The following is a 16,475-nucleotide window of genomic DNA, read 5'->3' on the forward strand; positions in this document are numbered from 1 at the left end:
AGCCGTAGAATCAGTATTGACGTTTAGTGACCATTTTCATTCTCTGTGGTGAAGCGCTGATTTTTGCGCTTCATGGATGGCTAAAGGGTGCGATGCTTTGACAAGGCATCGCCTATTTTTGTTTGATTAACGAAGCAGATTGTGAAGTGTTGTACTTAAAGTAACGGGTTTAGTTCAAGAAAGTAAGGCATCCGATTATTCGGATGCATACTTAATTATTCCATGTAAATAAACTGAGTCTTCTCTCTGTACATATTCTCTTAATTTAATTTTTTCTTCTGTTTCTAATACTCTAACCAATTCTTGAATCTTTTTTTCATCTTCTTTTGTAGTAGGAATCTCTAATGAAAACATATTACCTCGACTACCGTTTAGTAATTTTTTTAATAACTCAACTTTATTCATTGGGTCATCCCCTTTATCTGTTATATTCGACATAAAGGCACTTTTTTTCCTTTGAATATCTTATATTGTTTCAAGTTTTACCGACTTTCCACTAAAACATCTGATTACAGGAACCCTGACAGGAATGGGGTAGTTTTTTTATTAGCTTTTTTTATAACCACCTTCTACCAATCTAATCATATCACGCCCTGATGTCTTTTCTGTTTCATGATAACCTTCTTCATCACGTAAACTCAAGTACCAGCTGCTATTGTCATCTTCATTTAACCTATATAATTTATTGGTAAAAACATTTGTATAAAAATCTCCATTTCTTAGCCTCATACTATCCCCCTCTCTAATGTATATAAACTGTATTATGCCCAAGATACTGACCTGGAGCCATTAAACATATACAGTCCAAAAATCCTGGATATACAGGGGAAAGAAGTGAAAATCAAGCGGTAGGGACAGAGCATGGATAGTTGTTCAAAGTAAGAAGTCGGGCAACGGAATTTTTCCTTATTCAGCTAAAGGGTGCATTACTGGAACAGCGGTAATGCTTTTTTCTTATTCAAGTAACGGGAGTTAGTTCAACAACTATGAGGTAAAGAAGCAAGGCATTGTTTTCTTATTCAAGTAACGAAGCAGGTTAGCATTCCTGTAGATCGTTAAATATCAGGTTTGAAAAAAATAGAGCCCCTCAGTAAGATACGAGTATAGAGTCTAATCTAACTCAGAGTCTTAAGGAGGAAGCCCTAATATGAATTTTAAAATGCAAGACAAACAAAATCAACTAATTGAAAGAATTTCCGATACACATCTTATTGTTGGTGTTGATATTGCTCAACAACTACACGTTGCAAGAGCAGTTAACTTCCGTGGAATTGTAGTTGGAGATCCTCTTATATTTGAAAATAATGAAGAGGGGTTCGTTAAACTATTAAACTGGATTCAAGACTTAAAAAAATTAAAACACTTAAATGCAGCAATAAATATAAATATTATTAAAGTGAATTCCTTTGAGAATGCATCAGCTATAAATGTTGGTCAAAACCTTTTGGCTGAATGGCATAATTCAGACAAGAAAAATATGGGGTTAGGGCAAAATATGGGAGATGGAAGCAACTTTCTTGGTACGAGGAGCAGTATTGATGATCGGGATCAGTTTGATGCCAATTCCTCTTTTGAAACAGCTAATCTGCCTAACCCCTTATGAATGACACCATGACATTTGCGCCGGTTGTACTCAATATTTTAGGTATTAAGATTAATGCCATTGACCATGGAGCAGTTCTCAATCTTGGTCCAAGTCAGCACCTGGATCTATTTGTTTCATACAAACGGAACCAAGGAATTGGGGAACAAAATGGAGGTCTATCCCCTTTAAATTTTCCAAGCGTTGCTTTATTTGATCCTGATGGCAGCGATAGTGCTACCGTTAAAAATAGTGTGGTTTAAGACATTCGAGCCTCCGAAAAAATCAAAAAGTTCTTCCTCAAGATACAAGAATACTAATCTTGTATGTTTTTATTGAATACCCTCTATTAATCTTATCTTCTAAGAAGTGAACAGCACTCTAAGTGTCTGCAGTGCTGATTGTAAATAAGAAATAAATGATACGTAGCTTAAAGTCTCGGGAAAACCCAATTACAAGAATTGTACATTCGATGTTTGACGGATGCAGGGGAAATTAAAGAATGTAGGACTAATAATAATAGCAACTGAGTTAATTCAGTTGCTATTATTATTAGTCATTTTAATGTAAAAACAAGTGTAAAAACAATGTGAATTCAGTTGATAATCAGTGTTTTCTCCCCATAAACTGAACCCCGTTACCTAATTGGCCTTTATTTGACTATTACTTATCCAACCATTCCTTCCTGGAAATGGTACCGGCATATCAGTTCATATGTACCGGGCTGTTTCGGTTTCACAGTAATGTTTTTTTCTTTTCCTGGCTGTACCTCGGCGTCAATTCCGAGCTTTTCCACTGTGAAGGTGTGCTCTTTCTTACCTTTGTTTTTCAATATCAACGTTGTGGTTGTTCCATTCGGAATAGTGATGCCTTTCGGATTAAAGTAATCATCGTTCAACACGACCTCAATCGATTTAACCGTCTCCATAGGCTGAGTTACAACACCGGATTCGGCAAATACGCCGAGTGAGCCTAAAGTTGTCACAACGGACAATCATTTCGGTGATATGTATCACGTTTTATACAAAACTTTCCAGTAACCAATATTCCCAAAATTACATACCGTATATTGCCTTGTGTTTTAAATATGGAAGGAGCAGAGTACGAATGTATATTTACCCATATCACTATCCAGTCTATCCTCCATTGCCTGTTTACCCGCCTCAATTGATGGTGCATACATTCCCAAGGAGTTATCCGCCAGTTGATGTTAAAATATTTGAGGAGTCAGTCAAATCATTTCGGCAATTAATGGCTCAAGGAAGTATTTTACTTGATCGATTAGGAGATTCAGACTTTGCTCGCAAAATGATGACTGCTGCCCAGCAAGGGAAAAAAGCGGATGTTGATCATTTAATTAGTAGCATTGGATTAAGAGTCCCTGTGATAACTACATTTACGCCAAGTGGCGTCATCTTCGAACTCACCACACAACCAAACCAAAATAATCCTGCCAGCTGCTGCACTTTAAAGGTGTCCATGAAATGGGGGAATTAATGGTTGGAAAGAGACCTATACATTCCACGTGGAAAAAACTAATCTCCCCAAAAAAAGTGGTATCCCAAACAAATGAGGATACCACTACTCTTTTCATTTCTAGCTAAACCAACTTCATATTGAAAACATTTACATGGATTTATATTTAGAGTAACAAACATGAATAAAGACACTTCGGCACCGAATCGTCTTTTTCGTATTATTTAGCATTTGTACTATATTTAATTTTTAAAGTTAATATTGTTACAGCTAAAATTAACGTTACAGCGTTTGCAACAATTATTGGAATATCATTTACAAATAGTCCATACAACAGCCACATTAAAACTCCGCTTGTGAACAAGCTGTACATGACTAATGATATTCCTTCTGTATTTTTCTCTTTGATTGTTTTAATTGCCTGTGGCAGGAAAGAAAGGGTGGTTAAAATAGCTGCAACATAGCCAAAAACAGGTATTAGCTCCTGCATTCTTTTGTCTCCTTATCTCCATATATCGTTTAAAGTCCATGAATCTAATTTTATTAAGTTGGCTACTCCTCCCTCACTATATAATTCTACTGAAGTACTTAACGGGTCAGGATAAATACGTGTTGTCATTACTGTTTCTCCATCATTGACAAACAACTCTAACGATGACCTGTCAATAAATAGGTGGAGTTTAATAGAATCATGATTTCCATGCACAACACTTGTTCTAATTCCGCCTTCTCTTTTGCCCGAGTACTTTCGGTCCACATAAATTTTACCATCTTTGACATCATAAATTACAGAAGTTTTTTCTTGCCCATCCAATGAACAGCGAACATGGAGGCCAAACTTTTCAGCAGAACATTCCTTTAAAGAAAACTCTGCAATAATTTCCAGGCATTCCCCGTGGATATGTTCCAAAATTATTTTTTCTGAAATGTTCGTTTGCGGTACAAAAATGTATTCATTCCGTAACTTCTGCAACTCTTCAACAGGGACCATAGATAAGTTGCCATGTTGACAAACGTTGTTGATGATTCTGTTCCATGAATATCCCTCACTTTTTTTATCTACAAAAAAAGAAAAACGATGAAGCCATTTAACACATTGGTTTTCATCGTTCCCTTATACCTATTTATTGACTTTAACTATCAAAAACTATAGTTCTTTCAAATGCCAAACAAAACTTTGAAAGTCTCCCTTTATTTCCACCGGAATAGCGAGTCCAACATAAGAGAGTTCATCCCCGCCAAATACTTGATCAGTACCGTCAACTCGATATTGTTTTGAATGATCAATTCCCTTTAGCCTTAAAACTGCAGTTGGTGCAGCTGGTTCTGCCAAAACCCGGAAATAATAGACGATTGCTTCTGTCTTGTCCTTAGTAGTGAAAAGCCAAGATGTCTCATTTCCTTCAAATGGACTTTGCAATCGATAAAAATCACCAAACTGGATTAATTGACGAATTTCCTTATAGTGAGAAACTTGCTCTTTGACAATTTCTTTTTCATCCTCTGATAGATTCGATAAATCAAGCTCATAGCCTAAATTCCCAGACATCGCTACATCGCCACGCATCTGTATAGATGGACTGCGATGAACCTGATGATTCGGAACAGCAGATACGTGTGAACCCATGGTAACAATCGGGTAAACAAGACTTGTGCCATATTGAATTTTTAACCGTGAGACAGCATCCGTATTGTCACTTGTCCATGTCTGCGGCATGTAATAGAGCATTCCCGGATCAAATCTTCCTCCTCCGCCCGAGCAGCTTTCGAATAGAACATGCGGGAAGGAAGATGTGATAGATTCCATCACCTTATATAATCCAAGCATATAACGGTGCGCTGTCTCTCTTTGTCTTTCAGGAGGAAGAGCAGCCGAACCGATTTCGGTCATATGGCGGTTCATATCCCATTTCACATATGAGATTGGGACACTTGCTAAAATATTACAAACTCTCTTTGTAATTTCATAGCAGACATCCTCCCTTGAGAAATCGAGTATTAATTGATTACGACTCTCCGAACGATTGCGCCCTGGAACATGTAGGCACCAATCTGGATGTTCTCGGTATAGATCACTGTCAACAGAAACCATTTCCGGTTCAAACCATAGTCCAAAATCCAGTCCCAGCTCCTTGACACGAAGAGCGAGATGATTCAAACCTTCGGGAAGTTTCTGGCGGTCAACGAACCAATCTCCCAATGAAGTTTTATCATCATTTCTCTTACCAAACCACCCATCATCTAGGACAAACAATTCGATTCCTAACTCACGTCCTGTTTCTGCAATATCTAAAATCTTGTCCGCATTAAAATCAAAATAAGTTGCTTCCCAGTTGTTCACTAAAATTGGGCGTTCTCTATCCCGGAAATTGCCTCTTACTAAGCGCGTACGGTACAACTCATGAAACGTCCTTGACATACTGCCTACACCTTCTGATGAATATACCATAACAACTTCTGGTGTTTGGAAGGCTTCATTAGGTTCAAGCGTCCAGTTAAAATCAAAGGGATTGATCCCCATAGTGACTCTCGTGTTCCTAAATTGGTCCACTTCCGCCTGCGCCAGGAAATTACCACTGTATACAAAGTTAAAGGCATATACTTCTCCTGAATCTTCTGTTGTGCCTTTCCTTAACAAAGCAATAAATGGATTATGCTGATGACTGCTTGCACCTCTTGTGCTTTCAACTGACTGGATTCCATGACGGAGCGGCAATCGTTCAATATGTCGTTCCTTTACATGGGCACCATGAAGATGTAAAAACTCAAAATCGGCATCCCTGAAATCAACACAGAGACTGTGCGCACTTAACAACTTTAGTGACTGACTCCCCTCATTGATAAATCGTACCGAACGTGTAATGACATTAAACTGCTCGAAAACGGTATAACTTAGGATCACCTTCAGGCCGATTAAGGAATCTTCCATTGTAATTTCAAGTGTTTCCGCCTCGTTGTCACTCTCTGTATACGTTGCAGGCAGCCCCTCCAAAGGAGCTTTCCCCTTAAAAATCGAATGGGTTTGGTATCTTAGGTCAGTTATGGTTGAACCGTTTTCGAGCTGGATTTGATAAGCAGGCTTCCTAAAATCTGTATTCCCATACTGTGGATACTCTTGCGGAAGCGTATCAAGGGAGAAAGTCCTGTCATCTTTATGCTGATAAGGGTTTCCTGAGAAACCGCGGTCTAAAAACTGCAGAAAATTAGAATGACGATAGGTGTTGATTTTTCGGCCCCAATAAAGGTGCACTAAATATCCTTCATGGAGAATTTCCATGACATAACTTGTATCCTTGGCCTGTAAATGAAACGATTTATTTTTTGAATCAAATTGGATTCCCATAAAAACCTCAACTCCTAAAACTGTTATTTAATAGCTCCCTTTACCACACCGCCGATAATCCATTTTTGTGCACAGATGTAGACAATGACCATTGGTGATAGAGCTAATAGGTATGATGCAAATGCTAAATTAAAGTCCGTACCAAACTCAGACTGGAAAATATATTGAACCAAAGGAAGAGTCGCATCTGCAGGATCATTTAAGATGATCAATGGCAGCATAAAGTCGTTCCAAGCCCATAAGCATGTTAGAATTCCAACAGTTGCATTAATCGGGGTTAACAACGGGAAAATCACTTTCCAAAATACTCCCCAAGTACTGCAGCCGTCTACGATGGCCGCTTCCTCCAGTTCCTTTGGAATCGAACGAATGTATCCTGTGTAAATAAAGATATTTAATGCAGCTCCATAAACAATGTATAAAAAGATCAGTCCACCTTGATTATCCATACCAAAAGCGGCTGTCTGTTTTACCAGTGGTAGCATAATAATCGGAAATGGGATAAACAAGGCACTGACAAAATAGTAATATAGACCTTTGAAAAATTTGCGATGCAAATTTCTGGCGATGGCATAAGCAACCAATGAGTTTGTTAAAATCGTAAAAACAACTGTAATTACTGTAATAAATGCACTATTTTTTAATGCTGCAAAAAAGTTAGTAGATTCAATCGCCTTTTTAAAGTTATCGAAATGAAAACCTAAAGGAAGAGAAAGGACAGATTGCGCGAGCTCATCAGGTGTTTTTAACGCAATTGAAACTGCAATATATAATGGGAAAAGTATAAATAATGATCCTAATGCAATTAGAATCGTAACTGGCCAATTCGTCTTTTGTTTCAACATTACATATCCATCTCCCTTCTTTGGAGAACCTTGATTTGAAATACAGAGACGATAACAATTACAATAAAATAGATAACGGAGTTGGCTGATTGGTAAGCAAATTCTCCGCCTTGGAAGCCACCTTTATAAATGAGAAGTGAAATGGACTCCGTGGCACGGCCTGGTCCGCCACCTGTTAAGGCAACTACCTGATCAAAAACCATTAAGAAGCTTTTCATAGAAAGCACCATATTGATTGTGAAGAAAGGAGCAATCATTGGAAATGTTATCTTCCAAAATTCCTGCCATTTATTCGCTCCATCTAGACTTGATGCTTCGTATAATTCTGTTGGAACTGTCTGCAAACCTGATAAATAGAGAATGACATTGAAGGCACATGCTTGCCATACAGCTACAATGACGATTCCTATCCATGCAGTATTTTCACTCCCTAGAATATTAGTCGATAAAAATCCAAGATCCAGTTTATCGCCTATTTGTGGGATTACATTAGAAAATATAAAATTGAAGATAAAACCAACAATTAACACGCCAAGGACATTTGGTAAAAAGTAAGCAGCCCGAAAAAAATTCTTTCCTTTAATTTTTGCATTTAGTCCCATGGCAATCATTAGACTCAAAACGTTAACGAGTATCGTTGAAATAATAGCAAACTTAAAGGTAAATAAATAAGAATTTAAAATGTTAAAGTCCTTAAATAGATTCAAATAATTTTTGAATCCTACAAAGTCGTAAGTGAAACTTAAGCCATCCCAGTTTGTAAATGAATAATAAATGCCTTGAATAGCTGGAGATGTATGAAAAATAGCAAAAAGGAGAAGTGCAGGTACTGTCATTAAATAAAAAGGTAAGTTTTTGAGTTTCATAGTTTTCTTCTTTTCTTTTATCTTAACAGAAGGAATACTACCGTTTTTCAAGGCGAAATCTTCTTTACTCACTTCTTTCACTCCTTTATAAAGATGGAGAAATTAGGATTCCCCCAATTTCTCCATGATTAAATTATTATTTACGGTTTGCTACCTTTTCCCATTCAGTATCTAGAGTTTTCAAGTATTGATTAACATCTTTTTTCTGTGTAAGTACCTGCAATTGTTTTTCAAGGGCAACGGCAGTTGGTACATAGTGGTCAGGGAAGTCAACTACAGCGCCTTTTGCAAAGCTTGCTTTTAATCCTTCTAACTCAGGTGCTTCCTGTACGATACCTGTTTTAGCTGAAAAGGCGTTTTGCTGTGTAAGATATTCTTTCATATTTTCATCACTCAAAAGAAATTCAATAAACTTTTTAGCTTCTTTCGGATGCTCAGTCGTCGCAGATTGAGCAAGTAATAAATCTACACCTGATACAACTTTTGATTCTCCAATTGGGTAAGGGAATACGCCCACCTCAATGTTTGGATTCGCTTTTTTAATTTCTGGAATCGCCCAAATACCTTGTAGATACATAGCAGACTCACCTTTTGCAAAGGCTACGTTTCCATCATTATACGCTTTACCATTCTGATCTTTATGGCCATATTCGAGCAGGGTTAATAGCTTTTCAGCTGCTTCCTTGTGCCCTTCTGCAAATTTCGTATCTCCCTTATCTAACTTTTTAAAGAAGTCATCTCCCTGTGTGTTTGCTGCGAGAACATTGTAAGCAGGTAAGGCTGTCCAAGCATCTTTAAAGGTAAAGTAAAATGGAATTTTCCCTGCAGCTTTAACTTTTTCCGCTGCCGCGATAAATTCTTCCCATGTTGTTGGTACTTCAATGCCTAATTCTTTGAAAATAGTTTTGTTATAAATTACTGCATTGGCATTTGCTGCATAGGGAATTCCATATACTTTGTCCTGTTTTGAAATATCCTTTAACATGTCAATATACGCTGGCTGAATATCATTTAATGTGCTGTCTTTCGAAACATCTTTAAAAGCTCCTGCCTTTGAAATCTCTGCATAGGATACATCCCCGCCCATCCCAATAACATCAGGAAGATCACGTTTGGCTACCCGTGTTTTTAATACGGTTACAGCATCCGGTGGATTAGTAACAACAATATCAATATTGGGGTTTTCTTTTTCAAATTTTTTGGCTAATTCACTAAATGTACCTTTTGCTTCAGATTTGTACTCTAAAAATTCAATTTTCACCTTTCCATTTGAACCACCTGAAGCTTCCTTACTGCCACACCCTGCAAGAACAGAAAGCGCGATCATACCAGTTGCAACTAACGAGATTGATTTTTTCATCGAGAATCCCCCATATTTTGATAGATTTTCATTTTATGAAAACTTTATTTAATGAAAGGATTGGCAGCGATTACAGAATTTGCTGATAATCACTCCCATCTCCCTCCTTGAACCCGTTTTATTGTTTTTTTGCGCTGACACTATCACGTAAAACTAATTCTGTTGGTAGAGTAACCTTCAGTGGTAGGGTTCTCCCTTTCAAACGATCATATAGAAGCTTCACAGCGGTTTTCCCCATTTCATCGCCATGTACTTTCACAGTAGAAAGACGCGGATTCATATAGGCGGCGGCTTCGATATCATCAAAGCTAAAAACCGAAACTTCTTCGGGAACTTTGATCCCTGCTTCATGCAAGGCACGAAGGACACCCAATGCCATTGGATCACTTCCAACAACAATTGCACTTGGCATCTGCCCACTTTCTACTAATTGTTTCGTTAATAAATGACCACTGGATGGGCCCCAATCTGCTTCAAATACTTTAGCCGGGTTATAGTAGCCCTTCTCTTTCATTATTTTTTCGAATGCACTTTTCCTTGTATCCTCTTTTTCAAGTGTTATATTACTATTCACACCATAGACCATTCCTCTTCCGCCTAAATAGGCAATATCAGTATGACCAAGACCAATTAAATGCTCCAAAACTTGATGGGTAGCGCCTTCAAAATCTGAAATTACAACATCCACATTCAAATCTTGGGGAAGATAGTCTACTGCAACGATATTATTATTTTCATAGTAAATTTCTTTTAAATCTTTAATATCAACGTCCCCCATAACAATAAGACCATCTAAACCACTTAAGCTCTCCGCTGTTATGTTGCTTTTACCAACCATAAATGTCGAGGCGATATTAAAGGAATATTGATTACAGGTGTTTTCCACCCCCAGCCGTATTGACTGAAAGTACGGGTCAATAGTTTCATCATTCAACATGATCAGGCCAATATTAAATGTTTCTATTGGTTTATCCGCTTTTCCACTTTTTTTTCTTAATGGTTTATAATTTAGCTCATTGACGATTTCGATGACCCTTTTCCTCGTATCCTCGGATACAGAAAGAGTAGGGTCATTGTTTAGTATTCTAGATACGGTTGCCGTTGAAACACTGGCATGCTCCGCAATATCTCTAATCGTTGCCATATACTCACCTACAACTTTATTTTGTTTAGTTAAGTTAACTAAATTTATATTAACAATATACCATGTTATGCGCTTTCAATCAACTTATATTTTAAAAAAATCAATTTTTTCTAAAAATAATCAGTTTTTCTTTAGTTAACGTAACTTAATAATATCCTCATATTTACTAAAATAGAAAAAAGGTAAAATGACTAGTTCATTTTACCTTTAAAAAATACATAATATTAATTTGTTCTTTGTTTAATTATTTATTCATCATTCATTAAATCCCAATATTTATAGGACTCTCAAAAATGAGAAAAGGGGCAAATGCCCCCATGTTTTACTTCAGTATATATACCCTTGTTTCATAAGGTTTTAATGTGAAATTTTTCGATAATTTCTTACCCACAACTTCATAATTGTTAAGGACCAGTTTAGAAGTGGAATAAGATAAACTACCTGGGACACGAAACCTTGTTGATTTTTCACTAAAATTGTTAATAACAAGTACTTTTTGTTTACCTAATCTGCGCGAATACACAAACAGTTTCGGATGATTCGCAGCTATTAAGCTGTAAGTACCATAAACAAATACGGGATTCTCTTTTCTTAAGCGAATCAATTTTTTATAAAAAGATAAAATCGAGTCAGGATCGTTTAATTGTGATTCAACATTTATTTCTGTGAGGTTTGGATTCACACCCAGCCATGTTTGATTGCCAGTAGTGAATCCTCCCATGTTAGATGAGTCCCATTGCATCGGCGTCCGAGCATTATCCCGGCCCTTTTCCCAAATAACTTTCATAATTTCTTCATGGGAACGTCCTTTGGCGGTTTCAACATGATAATAGTTAATCATGCCAACATCGTTGTAATCATGAATAGACGGGAATTGGACGTTCGTCATCCCAATTTCCTGACCCTGGTAAATAAATGGAGTCCCTTTCATGAGGAAATATAGCGCTCCTAGCATTTTAGCACTCTCTTTCCAAAACTCCCGGTCATTACCCCAGCTAGAAACCCGTCGTGGCTGGTCATGGTTTTCGATAAATAAGGCATTCCATCCTCTGCCTTCTAAACCTGTCTGCCATTTGGTTAAAACCTTTTTTAATTTACGAACGTCAATGGATCCTTCTGCATCCTTATCCCATAAGTCTAAAAATTCGAATTGGAAAATCATATTGAAATAGCCGTTTTCTTCACCCACCCATTGATCAGCTTCATTAAGCCCGACGCCATTTGCTTCCCCAACGGTCATGATGTCATAGTTTTTAAATGTTTTTTGAGAAAATTCTGTGAGGAATTCATCAATTCCATCCACATTCATCATTTTAGGAAAGCATGGCACGTAATCAAGATTTTCTGGGTTAGGCATATCAGGGAATCCTGGTTCTTTTTTTATATGTGAGATCGCATCTACACGGAAACCGTCAATTCCTTTTTCCAGCCACCAGTTTACCATTGTTTCTAGAGCATTTCTTACCTCAGGGTTTTCCCAATTCAAATCAGGCTGACGTGCAGAGAAGATGTGCATGAAATACTGTTCTGTTTCTTTATCATATCTCCAAGCAGGCCCACTGAAAATCGACTCCCAATTGTTCGGCGCTTTTCCATCTTGGCCATCTCTCCAAATGTACCAGTCACGCTTCGGGTTGTCCTTAGAGGAGCGTGACTCAATAAACCAAGGGTGTTCATCGCTCGTATGATTGATGACCAAATCCAGGATTATTTTCATTCCACGCTGATGAACTCCGTCAAGCAACTCATCAAAGTCTGCCATCGTTCCGAATTCTTCCATAATATCCTGGTAATCTGAAATATCATAACCATTGTCGTCATTCGGTGATTTATACATCGGCGACAGCCAAATCACATCAATTCCTAGCTCTTTTAGGTAATCTAATTTGGCTGTTACACCTTTTAAATCACCAATCCCGTCCCCATTGCTGTCCATGAAACTTCGAGGATAGACTTGATAGGCGACACTTTCTTTCCACCACTTTTTGTTCACTTGTGCACCTCAGTTCGTTCAACTTTCTATACCACATTTCAGTTATTTGTTCACAAGATGTGGCAGCTTCGATTTCAAGTAATTGATGCTGATTTCAATACTTTCAAACGGCGTACGGCGGCTCATATCCTGTTCGACCACCCACCACTCTACACCGGCTTCTTCTCCGGTATTAAGTACTGCTTCAAGATCAACGCCACCTGTTCCAAGTTCTGCAAAAAATTGTTCTTCATCCGTGGTCATATCTTTTAAATGAATGAGCGGTGTTCTATTTTTATAACGATTGATCCATTCAACAGGTTTTTCACCGGCTTTAGTCAACCAATAGATATCAAGTTCAGCTTTTACCTGGTCGATGCTTGTATCATCAAAAATGGCTTCTAATGCCATTCTTCCATCCGACAAGCACTCTAGTTCAAAATCATGATTGTGATAACAAAGGGTAATACCTTCTTTTCGGCATATTTCACCCGCATGATTTAATAAAGAAATAAGCGCTTGATAATCCTGTTCACTTCGGCGATCTGGCATCAAGTAAGGGCAGACAATATACTTACTTCCTAATATTTTCATATCCTCAATGACTTGAGACAACTTGGTTTCCAATTGTTCAAGCGGGACGTGGCTTGCTGCAGCGCGAAGGCCAAGCTCATCTAATAACGATTTAACTTCTTTCGCTGTCAATCCACCATAACCAGCGAATTCCACTCCATCAAAACCGAGCTCTGCTACTTTTTTCAATGTTCCCGCAAAATCTTTTTCACTTTCTTCCCGTAAGGTATACATTTGGACGGCAACTGGTATATTCTTCATCATTACACCCACCACATTTGGGAAACTGGTTCCTCAATTAAGATTGATTTTAAATTGGTTACTGCCCGATTGAACCCTTCGTTAATAGACATAATTGGGTCTTCATGTTCGATGCTGACCACATAATCATAGCCATAGGTTCTTAGTGCACTCATCATGTCTGACCATTCTTTGATGCTATGTCCACAGCCAACCGAACGGAAGGACCAAGCCCTCGTTTTCACTTCTCCATATGGCTGCATATCCGTTAATCCATACATATTCACGTTTTCCTGATCAATGTATGTGTCTTTTGCATGAAAATGGTGAATCGCATTTTCTTTTGCTAAAATTTTAATTGCTGCAACTGGATCAATTCCCTGCCACCATAGGTGACTTGGGTCTAAGTTAGCGCCAATGGCATCACAGGTTTCCTCACGCAGCTTCAAAAGTGTATATGGTGTGTGGACTAAAAAACCTCCGTGTAGTTCAAGTCCTATTTTCACGTTGTGCTCCTTAGCAAATTGGCCAACTTCCTTCCAATAAGGAATCAGTTTTTCTTCCCATTGCCACTTTAACACGTCGCCATATTCATTCGGCCAAGGTGTTACAGGCCAATTTGGATATTTCGCCCCTTCATGATCTCCTGCTGTGCCTGAAAAACAGTTAACAACCGGCACTTCGAGAAGCGAAGCAAGTTTAATGGTTTTTAAGAGTGTTTCGTGCGAGTTTTGAGCAAATTCTTTTTCAGGAGAAATCGGGTTTCCATGACAGCTGAATGCACTGATTACCAGACCGCGTTCCTCTACCTTTTGGATATACTCACGTCTAGCTTCTTCACTTTCCAATAACCCATCTAAATCACAGTGGTTGTTTCCAGGATAGCATCCCGTTCCGATTTCAACTGCATGTAGTCCGGCTTCTTTAACTGTATCAAGCATTTCCTCGAATGATTTTTCAGCAAATAATACGGTAAAAACTCCAAGTCTCATAATGAATTCCCCTCTCTATAACTGCTCGCACTTTATACTATTGATCCTTGATAGGTTGTAGACATCAAAAGAGAGATGGCAGCCTGGTAAAGTCCACCACCCTTTATACCTAATGCAAAATTAGGATAGCTCGCTCACTTTAACAATTTGTTTTGTTTCACTTGATTGAAGGGCTGCTAAAATTACCTCTAGCGATTTTTTTCCTTCCTCACCAGGAACAGGTGTCTCTTGATTATGAATAACAGCATCTACAAAATGGTTGATTACATGTGTCGTACGTTGGCCGCCCGCAGCATTCGACTGAATTTTTCCAAGCTGATAATTTACGACTTCACCGTTGGCATATTGAACGACAAGTGAATTAGTTGGATCATCCTCTAACCGTAGAATGGCTTTTTCACCATAAATAATCGTTGAATTATCTTCCTTACTGACATAAGCCCAACTTGCTGCAAGTGTTCCGATAATCCCGCTTTCTGTTTTTAATACACAAACCGCATTGTCATCAACATCAGCAAATTCTTTGGCACTTGTTTCAACGAAAGAACCCACCTCAGTAATTTCTTCACCTAGTACATACCTCAGTAAATCGGTCTTATGGACACCTAAATCGCCCATTGCACCAACGAAGGCTTTTTCTTTTTCAAAAAACCAGCTTTCTTTCCCATCTACACTCCATCCCTCTGGACCGCCATGCCCGAATGCTGTGCGAAAACTATAAATTTTGCCGATTTCCCCGCTTGCAATCAGCTGACGTGCTCTTTGATGGGAAGGGACAAAACGCTGATTATGAGCAATCATTAACTTCTTGCCACTTTCTTTGGCCGCGGCAATCATTGCTTCGGCTTCTTGTTTAGAAGTTGCCATTGGTTTTTCACAAAGAACATGAAGGCCGGCATTTAAGGCGGCAATCGAAATTGGGGCATGAAGATAGTTTGGTGTACAAACGCTGACTGCATCAACCGTTCCGCTGCTTAATAACTCTTCATAGTTTGTGTAAGCAGTGACTTCATATTTCTCTGCTATTTCCTTAACCCGGCTTTCATTGATATCACAAACAGCCACTAGCTCTACATTTTGGTTCGCTTTATATTCAGGTAAATGACGATGCTGGGCAATACTGCCACATCCGATTACTCCAACTTTTAACTTTTTCATTATTTTTGTCCCCCTTTGATTGGTTCTAATGGTTTCGCATTTCCGTAGACAGGACGTTCCCTTTTGACAGGCGCAGCCCATTTTACCGCATTAATAATAACACGTTGAATTTGTTCGTTATGGTAGGTTGGATAGGTTTCGTGGCCCGGTCTGAAATAAAATACTTTCCCATTTCCACGTTTGTATGTACAGCCACTGCGGAATACTTCGCCGCCTTCAAACCAGCTTGTAAAAATAAGCTCATCTGGCTGTGGGATATCAAAATGCTCCCCATACATTTCTTCTTTTTCTAATTCAATATATTCATTGATTCCTTCTGTTATCGGATGGCTTGGACTCACAACCCAAAGTCGTTCTTTTTCATCAGCTTCCCGCCATTTTAAATCACAGCTGGTTCCCATTAATGTTTTAAAGATTTTTGAAAAATGGCCGGAGTGGAGAACAATCAGTCCCATTCCATCTAGAACACGCTGTTGTACTTTCTGTACTACTTCATCTTTCACTTCTCCATGTGCTAGATGTCCCCACCAAACTAATACATCGGTAGCAGCTAGTACTTCATCGGTTAAGCCATGTTCCGGCTCATCAAGAGTAGCCGTTCTTGTTACGATTCCTTCAGACTGAAGGAATTGGGCAATCGCACCATGGATCCCGGTTGGATAAATATCTCGTACGACTGGATTTTTTTGTTCATGACGATTTTCATTCCATACAGTTACTTTCAACATGATGAACGACTCCTTTTAGTTGAATACTTTACAGTTAATTTTAGAGATTAATAGAATTTATGAAACGGCTTACATTGACAGATAGGGTGGAAAATATTGAACCTAATAATCCTTTGACGTTAAATTTAAAAAAATTTAGGTGAGAAAAACCCAGAATAATTAATAGTCCATTTATAATTGGTTTGTGATAGATTCC

Annotated in this window: 18 protein-coding genes and 1 pseudogene; 4 read left to right on the forward strand and 15 right to left on the reverse strand. The window is 38.3% G+C overall.

Going from position 1 to position 16,475, the window contains the following annotated elements; all coding sequences use genetic code 11:
- Positions 1-195: 195 nt before the first annotated feature.
- Together J7E63_RS18325 and J7E63_RS18330 are read right to left on the reverse strand one after the other, a co-directional pair.
- Positions 196-405: a hypothetical protein gene (locus tag J7E63_RS18325; protein ID WP_215014903.1), complete on the reverse strand. Its 210-nt coding sequence runs from the start codon at positions 403-405 to the stop codon at positions 196-198.
- A gap of 141 nt (positions 406-546) precedes the next feature.
- Positions 547-729, reverse strand: a complete 183-nt coding sequence (locus J7E63_RS18330) for a hypothetical protein (RefSeq protein WP_215014905.1) — start codon at positions 727-729, stop codon at positions 547-549.
- 418 nt (positions 730-1,147) lie between these two features.
- Between J7E63_RS18330 and J7E63_RS29720 the strand changes: the two are divergent.
- From J7E63_RS29720 to J7E63_RS18340, 3 genes and pseudogenes are all read left to right on the forward strand, one after another.
- A pseudogene (locus J7E63_RS29720) lies at positions 1,148-1,378 on the forward strand (IS110 family RNA-guided transposase); the annotation flags it as partial.
- The gene (locus J7E63_RS18335; protein ID WP_308161976.1) at positions 1,376-1,603 is read left to right on the forward strand and encodes a hypothetical protein; all 228 of its coding nucleotides are present in this window, start codon (positions 1,376-1,378) and stop codon (positions 1,601-1,603) included. The pseudogene J7E63_RS29720 and the gene J7E63_RS18335, both read left to right, overlap by 3 nt.
- 8 nt (positions 1,604-1,611) lie before the next feature.
- On the forward strand, positions 1,612-1,845 hold the full coding sequence (locus tag J7E63_RS18340) for a hypothetical protein (RefSeq protein WP_215014907.1): 234 nt from the start codon (positions 1,612-1,614) through the stop codon (positions 1,843-1,845).
- A 404-nt stretch (positions 1,846-2,249) separates the two neighbouring features.
- On the opposite strand, the gene J7E63_RS18345 is transcribed toward J7E63_RS18340, so the two are convergent.
- On the reverse strand, positions 2,250-2,576 hold the full coding sequence (locus J7E63_RS18345) for a cupredoxin domain-containing protein (protein WP_215014909.1): 327 nt from the start codon (positions 2,574-2,576) through the stop codon (positions 2,250-2,252).
- Between the two features lie 113 nt (positions 2,577-2,689).
- On the opposite strand from J7E63_RS18345, the gene J7E63_RS18350 reads away from it, so the two are divergent.
- Positions 2,690-3,079 (forward strand): YuzC family spore coat inner layer protein, encoded by a 390-nt coding sequence (locus tag J7E63_RS18350; protein WP_215014911.1) that lies wholly within the window; start codon positions 2,690-2,692, stop codon positions 3,077-3,079.
- 199 nt (positions 3,080-3,278) lie between these two features.
- Here the strand turns inward: J7E63_RS18350 and J7E63_RS18355 are convergent, their stop codons facing one another.
- The 12 genes from J7E63_RS18355 to J7E63_RS18410 all read right to left on the reverse strand — a co-directional run bounded on the left by J7E63_RS18355 (position 3,279) and on the right by J7E63_RS18410 (position 16,279).
- Positions 3,279-3,548, reverse strand: a complete 270-nt coding sequence (locus J7E63_RS18355) for a SemiSWEET transporter (RefSeq protein ID WP_215014913.1) — start codon at positions 3,546-3,548, stop codon at positions 3,279-3,281.
- A 12-nt stretch (positions 3,549-3,560) separates the two neighbouring features.
- Positions 3,561-4,049: a GH32 C-terminal domain-containing protein gene (locus J7E63_RS18360; protein ID WP_215014915.1), complete on the reverse strand. Its 489-nt coding sequence runs from the start codon at positions 4,047-4,049 to the stop codon at positions 3,561-3,563.
- A gap of 156 nt (positions 4,050-4,205) precedes the next feature.
- Entirely contained in the window at positions 4,206-6,401 is a 2,196-nt protein-coding gene (locus tag J7E63_RS18365; protein WP_215014916.1) for an alpha-galactosidase, read from the reverse strand.
- Positions 6,402-6,424: 23 nt separating this feature from the next.
- A complete protein-coding gene (locus tag J7E63_RS18370) occupies positions 6,425-7,246 on the reverse strand; it encodes a carbohydrate ABC transporter permease (RefSeq protein ID WP_215014918.1) in 822 nt (273 codons plus the stop codon).
- Positions 7,246-8,112 (reverse strand): carbohydrate ABC transporter permease, encoded by an 867-nt coding sequence (locus tag J7E63_RS18375; RefSeq protein ID WP_215014996.1) that lies wholly within the window; start codon positions 8,110-8,112, stop codon positions 7,246-7,248. Before J7E63_RS18375 ends, J7E63_RS18370 begins: the two co-directional genes overlap by 1 nt.
- 136 nt (positions 8,113-8,248) lie before the next feature.
- Positions 8,249-9,472, reverse strand: coding sequence for an ABC transporter substrate-binding protein (locus J7E63_RS18380; RefSeq protein ID WP_215014920.1), 1,224 nt, complete (start codon positions 9,470-9,472; stop codon positions 8,249-8,251).
- A gap of 118 nt (positions 9,473-9,590) precedes the next feature.
- Positions 9,591-10,616, reverse strand: coding sequence for a LacI family DNA-binding transcriptional regulator (locus J7E63_RS18385; protein WP_215014922.1), 1,026 nt, complete (start codon positions 10,614-10,616; stop codon positions 9,591-9,593).
- Between the two features lie 322 nt (positions 10,617-10,938).
- Entirely contained in the window at positions 10,939-12,609 is a 1,671-nt protein-coding gene (locus J7E63_RS18390) for a glycoside hydrolase family 13 protein (RefSeq protein ID WP_215014924.1), read from the reverse strand.
- Between the two features lie 42 nt (positions 12,610-12,651).
- Positions 12,652-13,422, reverse strand: coding sequence for a sugar phosphate isomerase/epimerase family protein (locus tag J7E63_RS18395; protein WP_215014999.1), 771 nt, complete (start codon positions 13,420-13,422; stop codon positions 12,652-12,654).
- A gap of 2 nt (positions 13,423-13,424) precedes the next feature.
- Positions 13,425-14,393: a sugar phosphate isomerase/epimerase family protein gene (locus J7E63_RS18400; protein ID WP_215014926.1), complete on the reverse strand. Its 969-nt coding sequence runs from the start codon at positions 14,391-14,393 to the stop codon at positions 13,425-13,427.
- A gap of 120 nt (positions 14,394-14,513) precedes the next feature.
- Positions 14,514-15,551: a Gfo/Idh/MocA family protein gene (locus J7E63_RS18405; RefSeq protein ID WP_215014929.1), complete on the reverse strand. Its 1,038-nt coding sequence runs from the start codon at positions 15,549-15,551 to the stop codon at positions 14,514-14,516.
- Entirely contained in the window at positions 15,551-16,279 is a 729-nt protein-coding gene (locus tag J7E63_RS18410; RefSeq protein WP_215014936.1) for a ThuA domain-containing protein, read from the reverse strand. The genes J7E63_RS18405 and J7E63_RS18410 overlap by 1 nt, the downstream gene beginning before the upstream one ends.
- Positions 16,280-16,475: the final 196 nt, after the last annotated feature.

The sequence above is a fragment of the Bacillus sp. ISL-75 genome, from assembly GCF_018613095.1.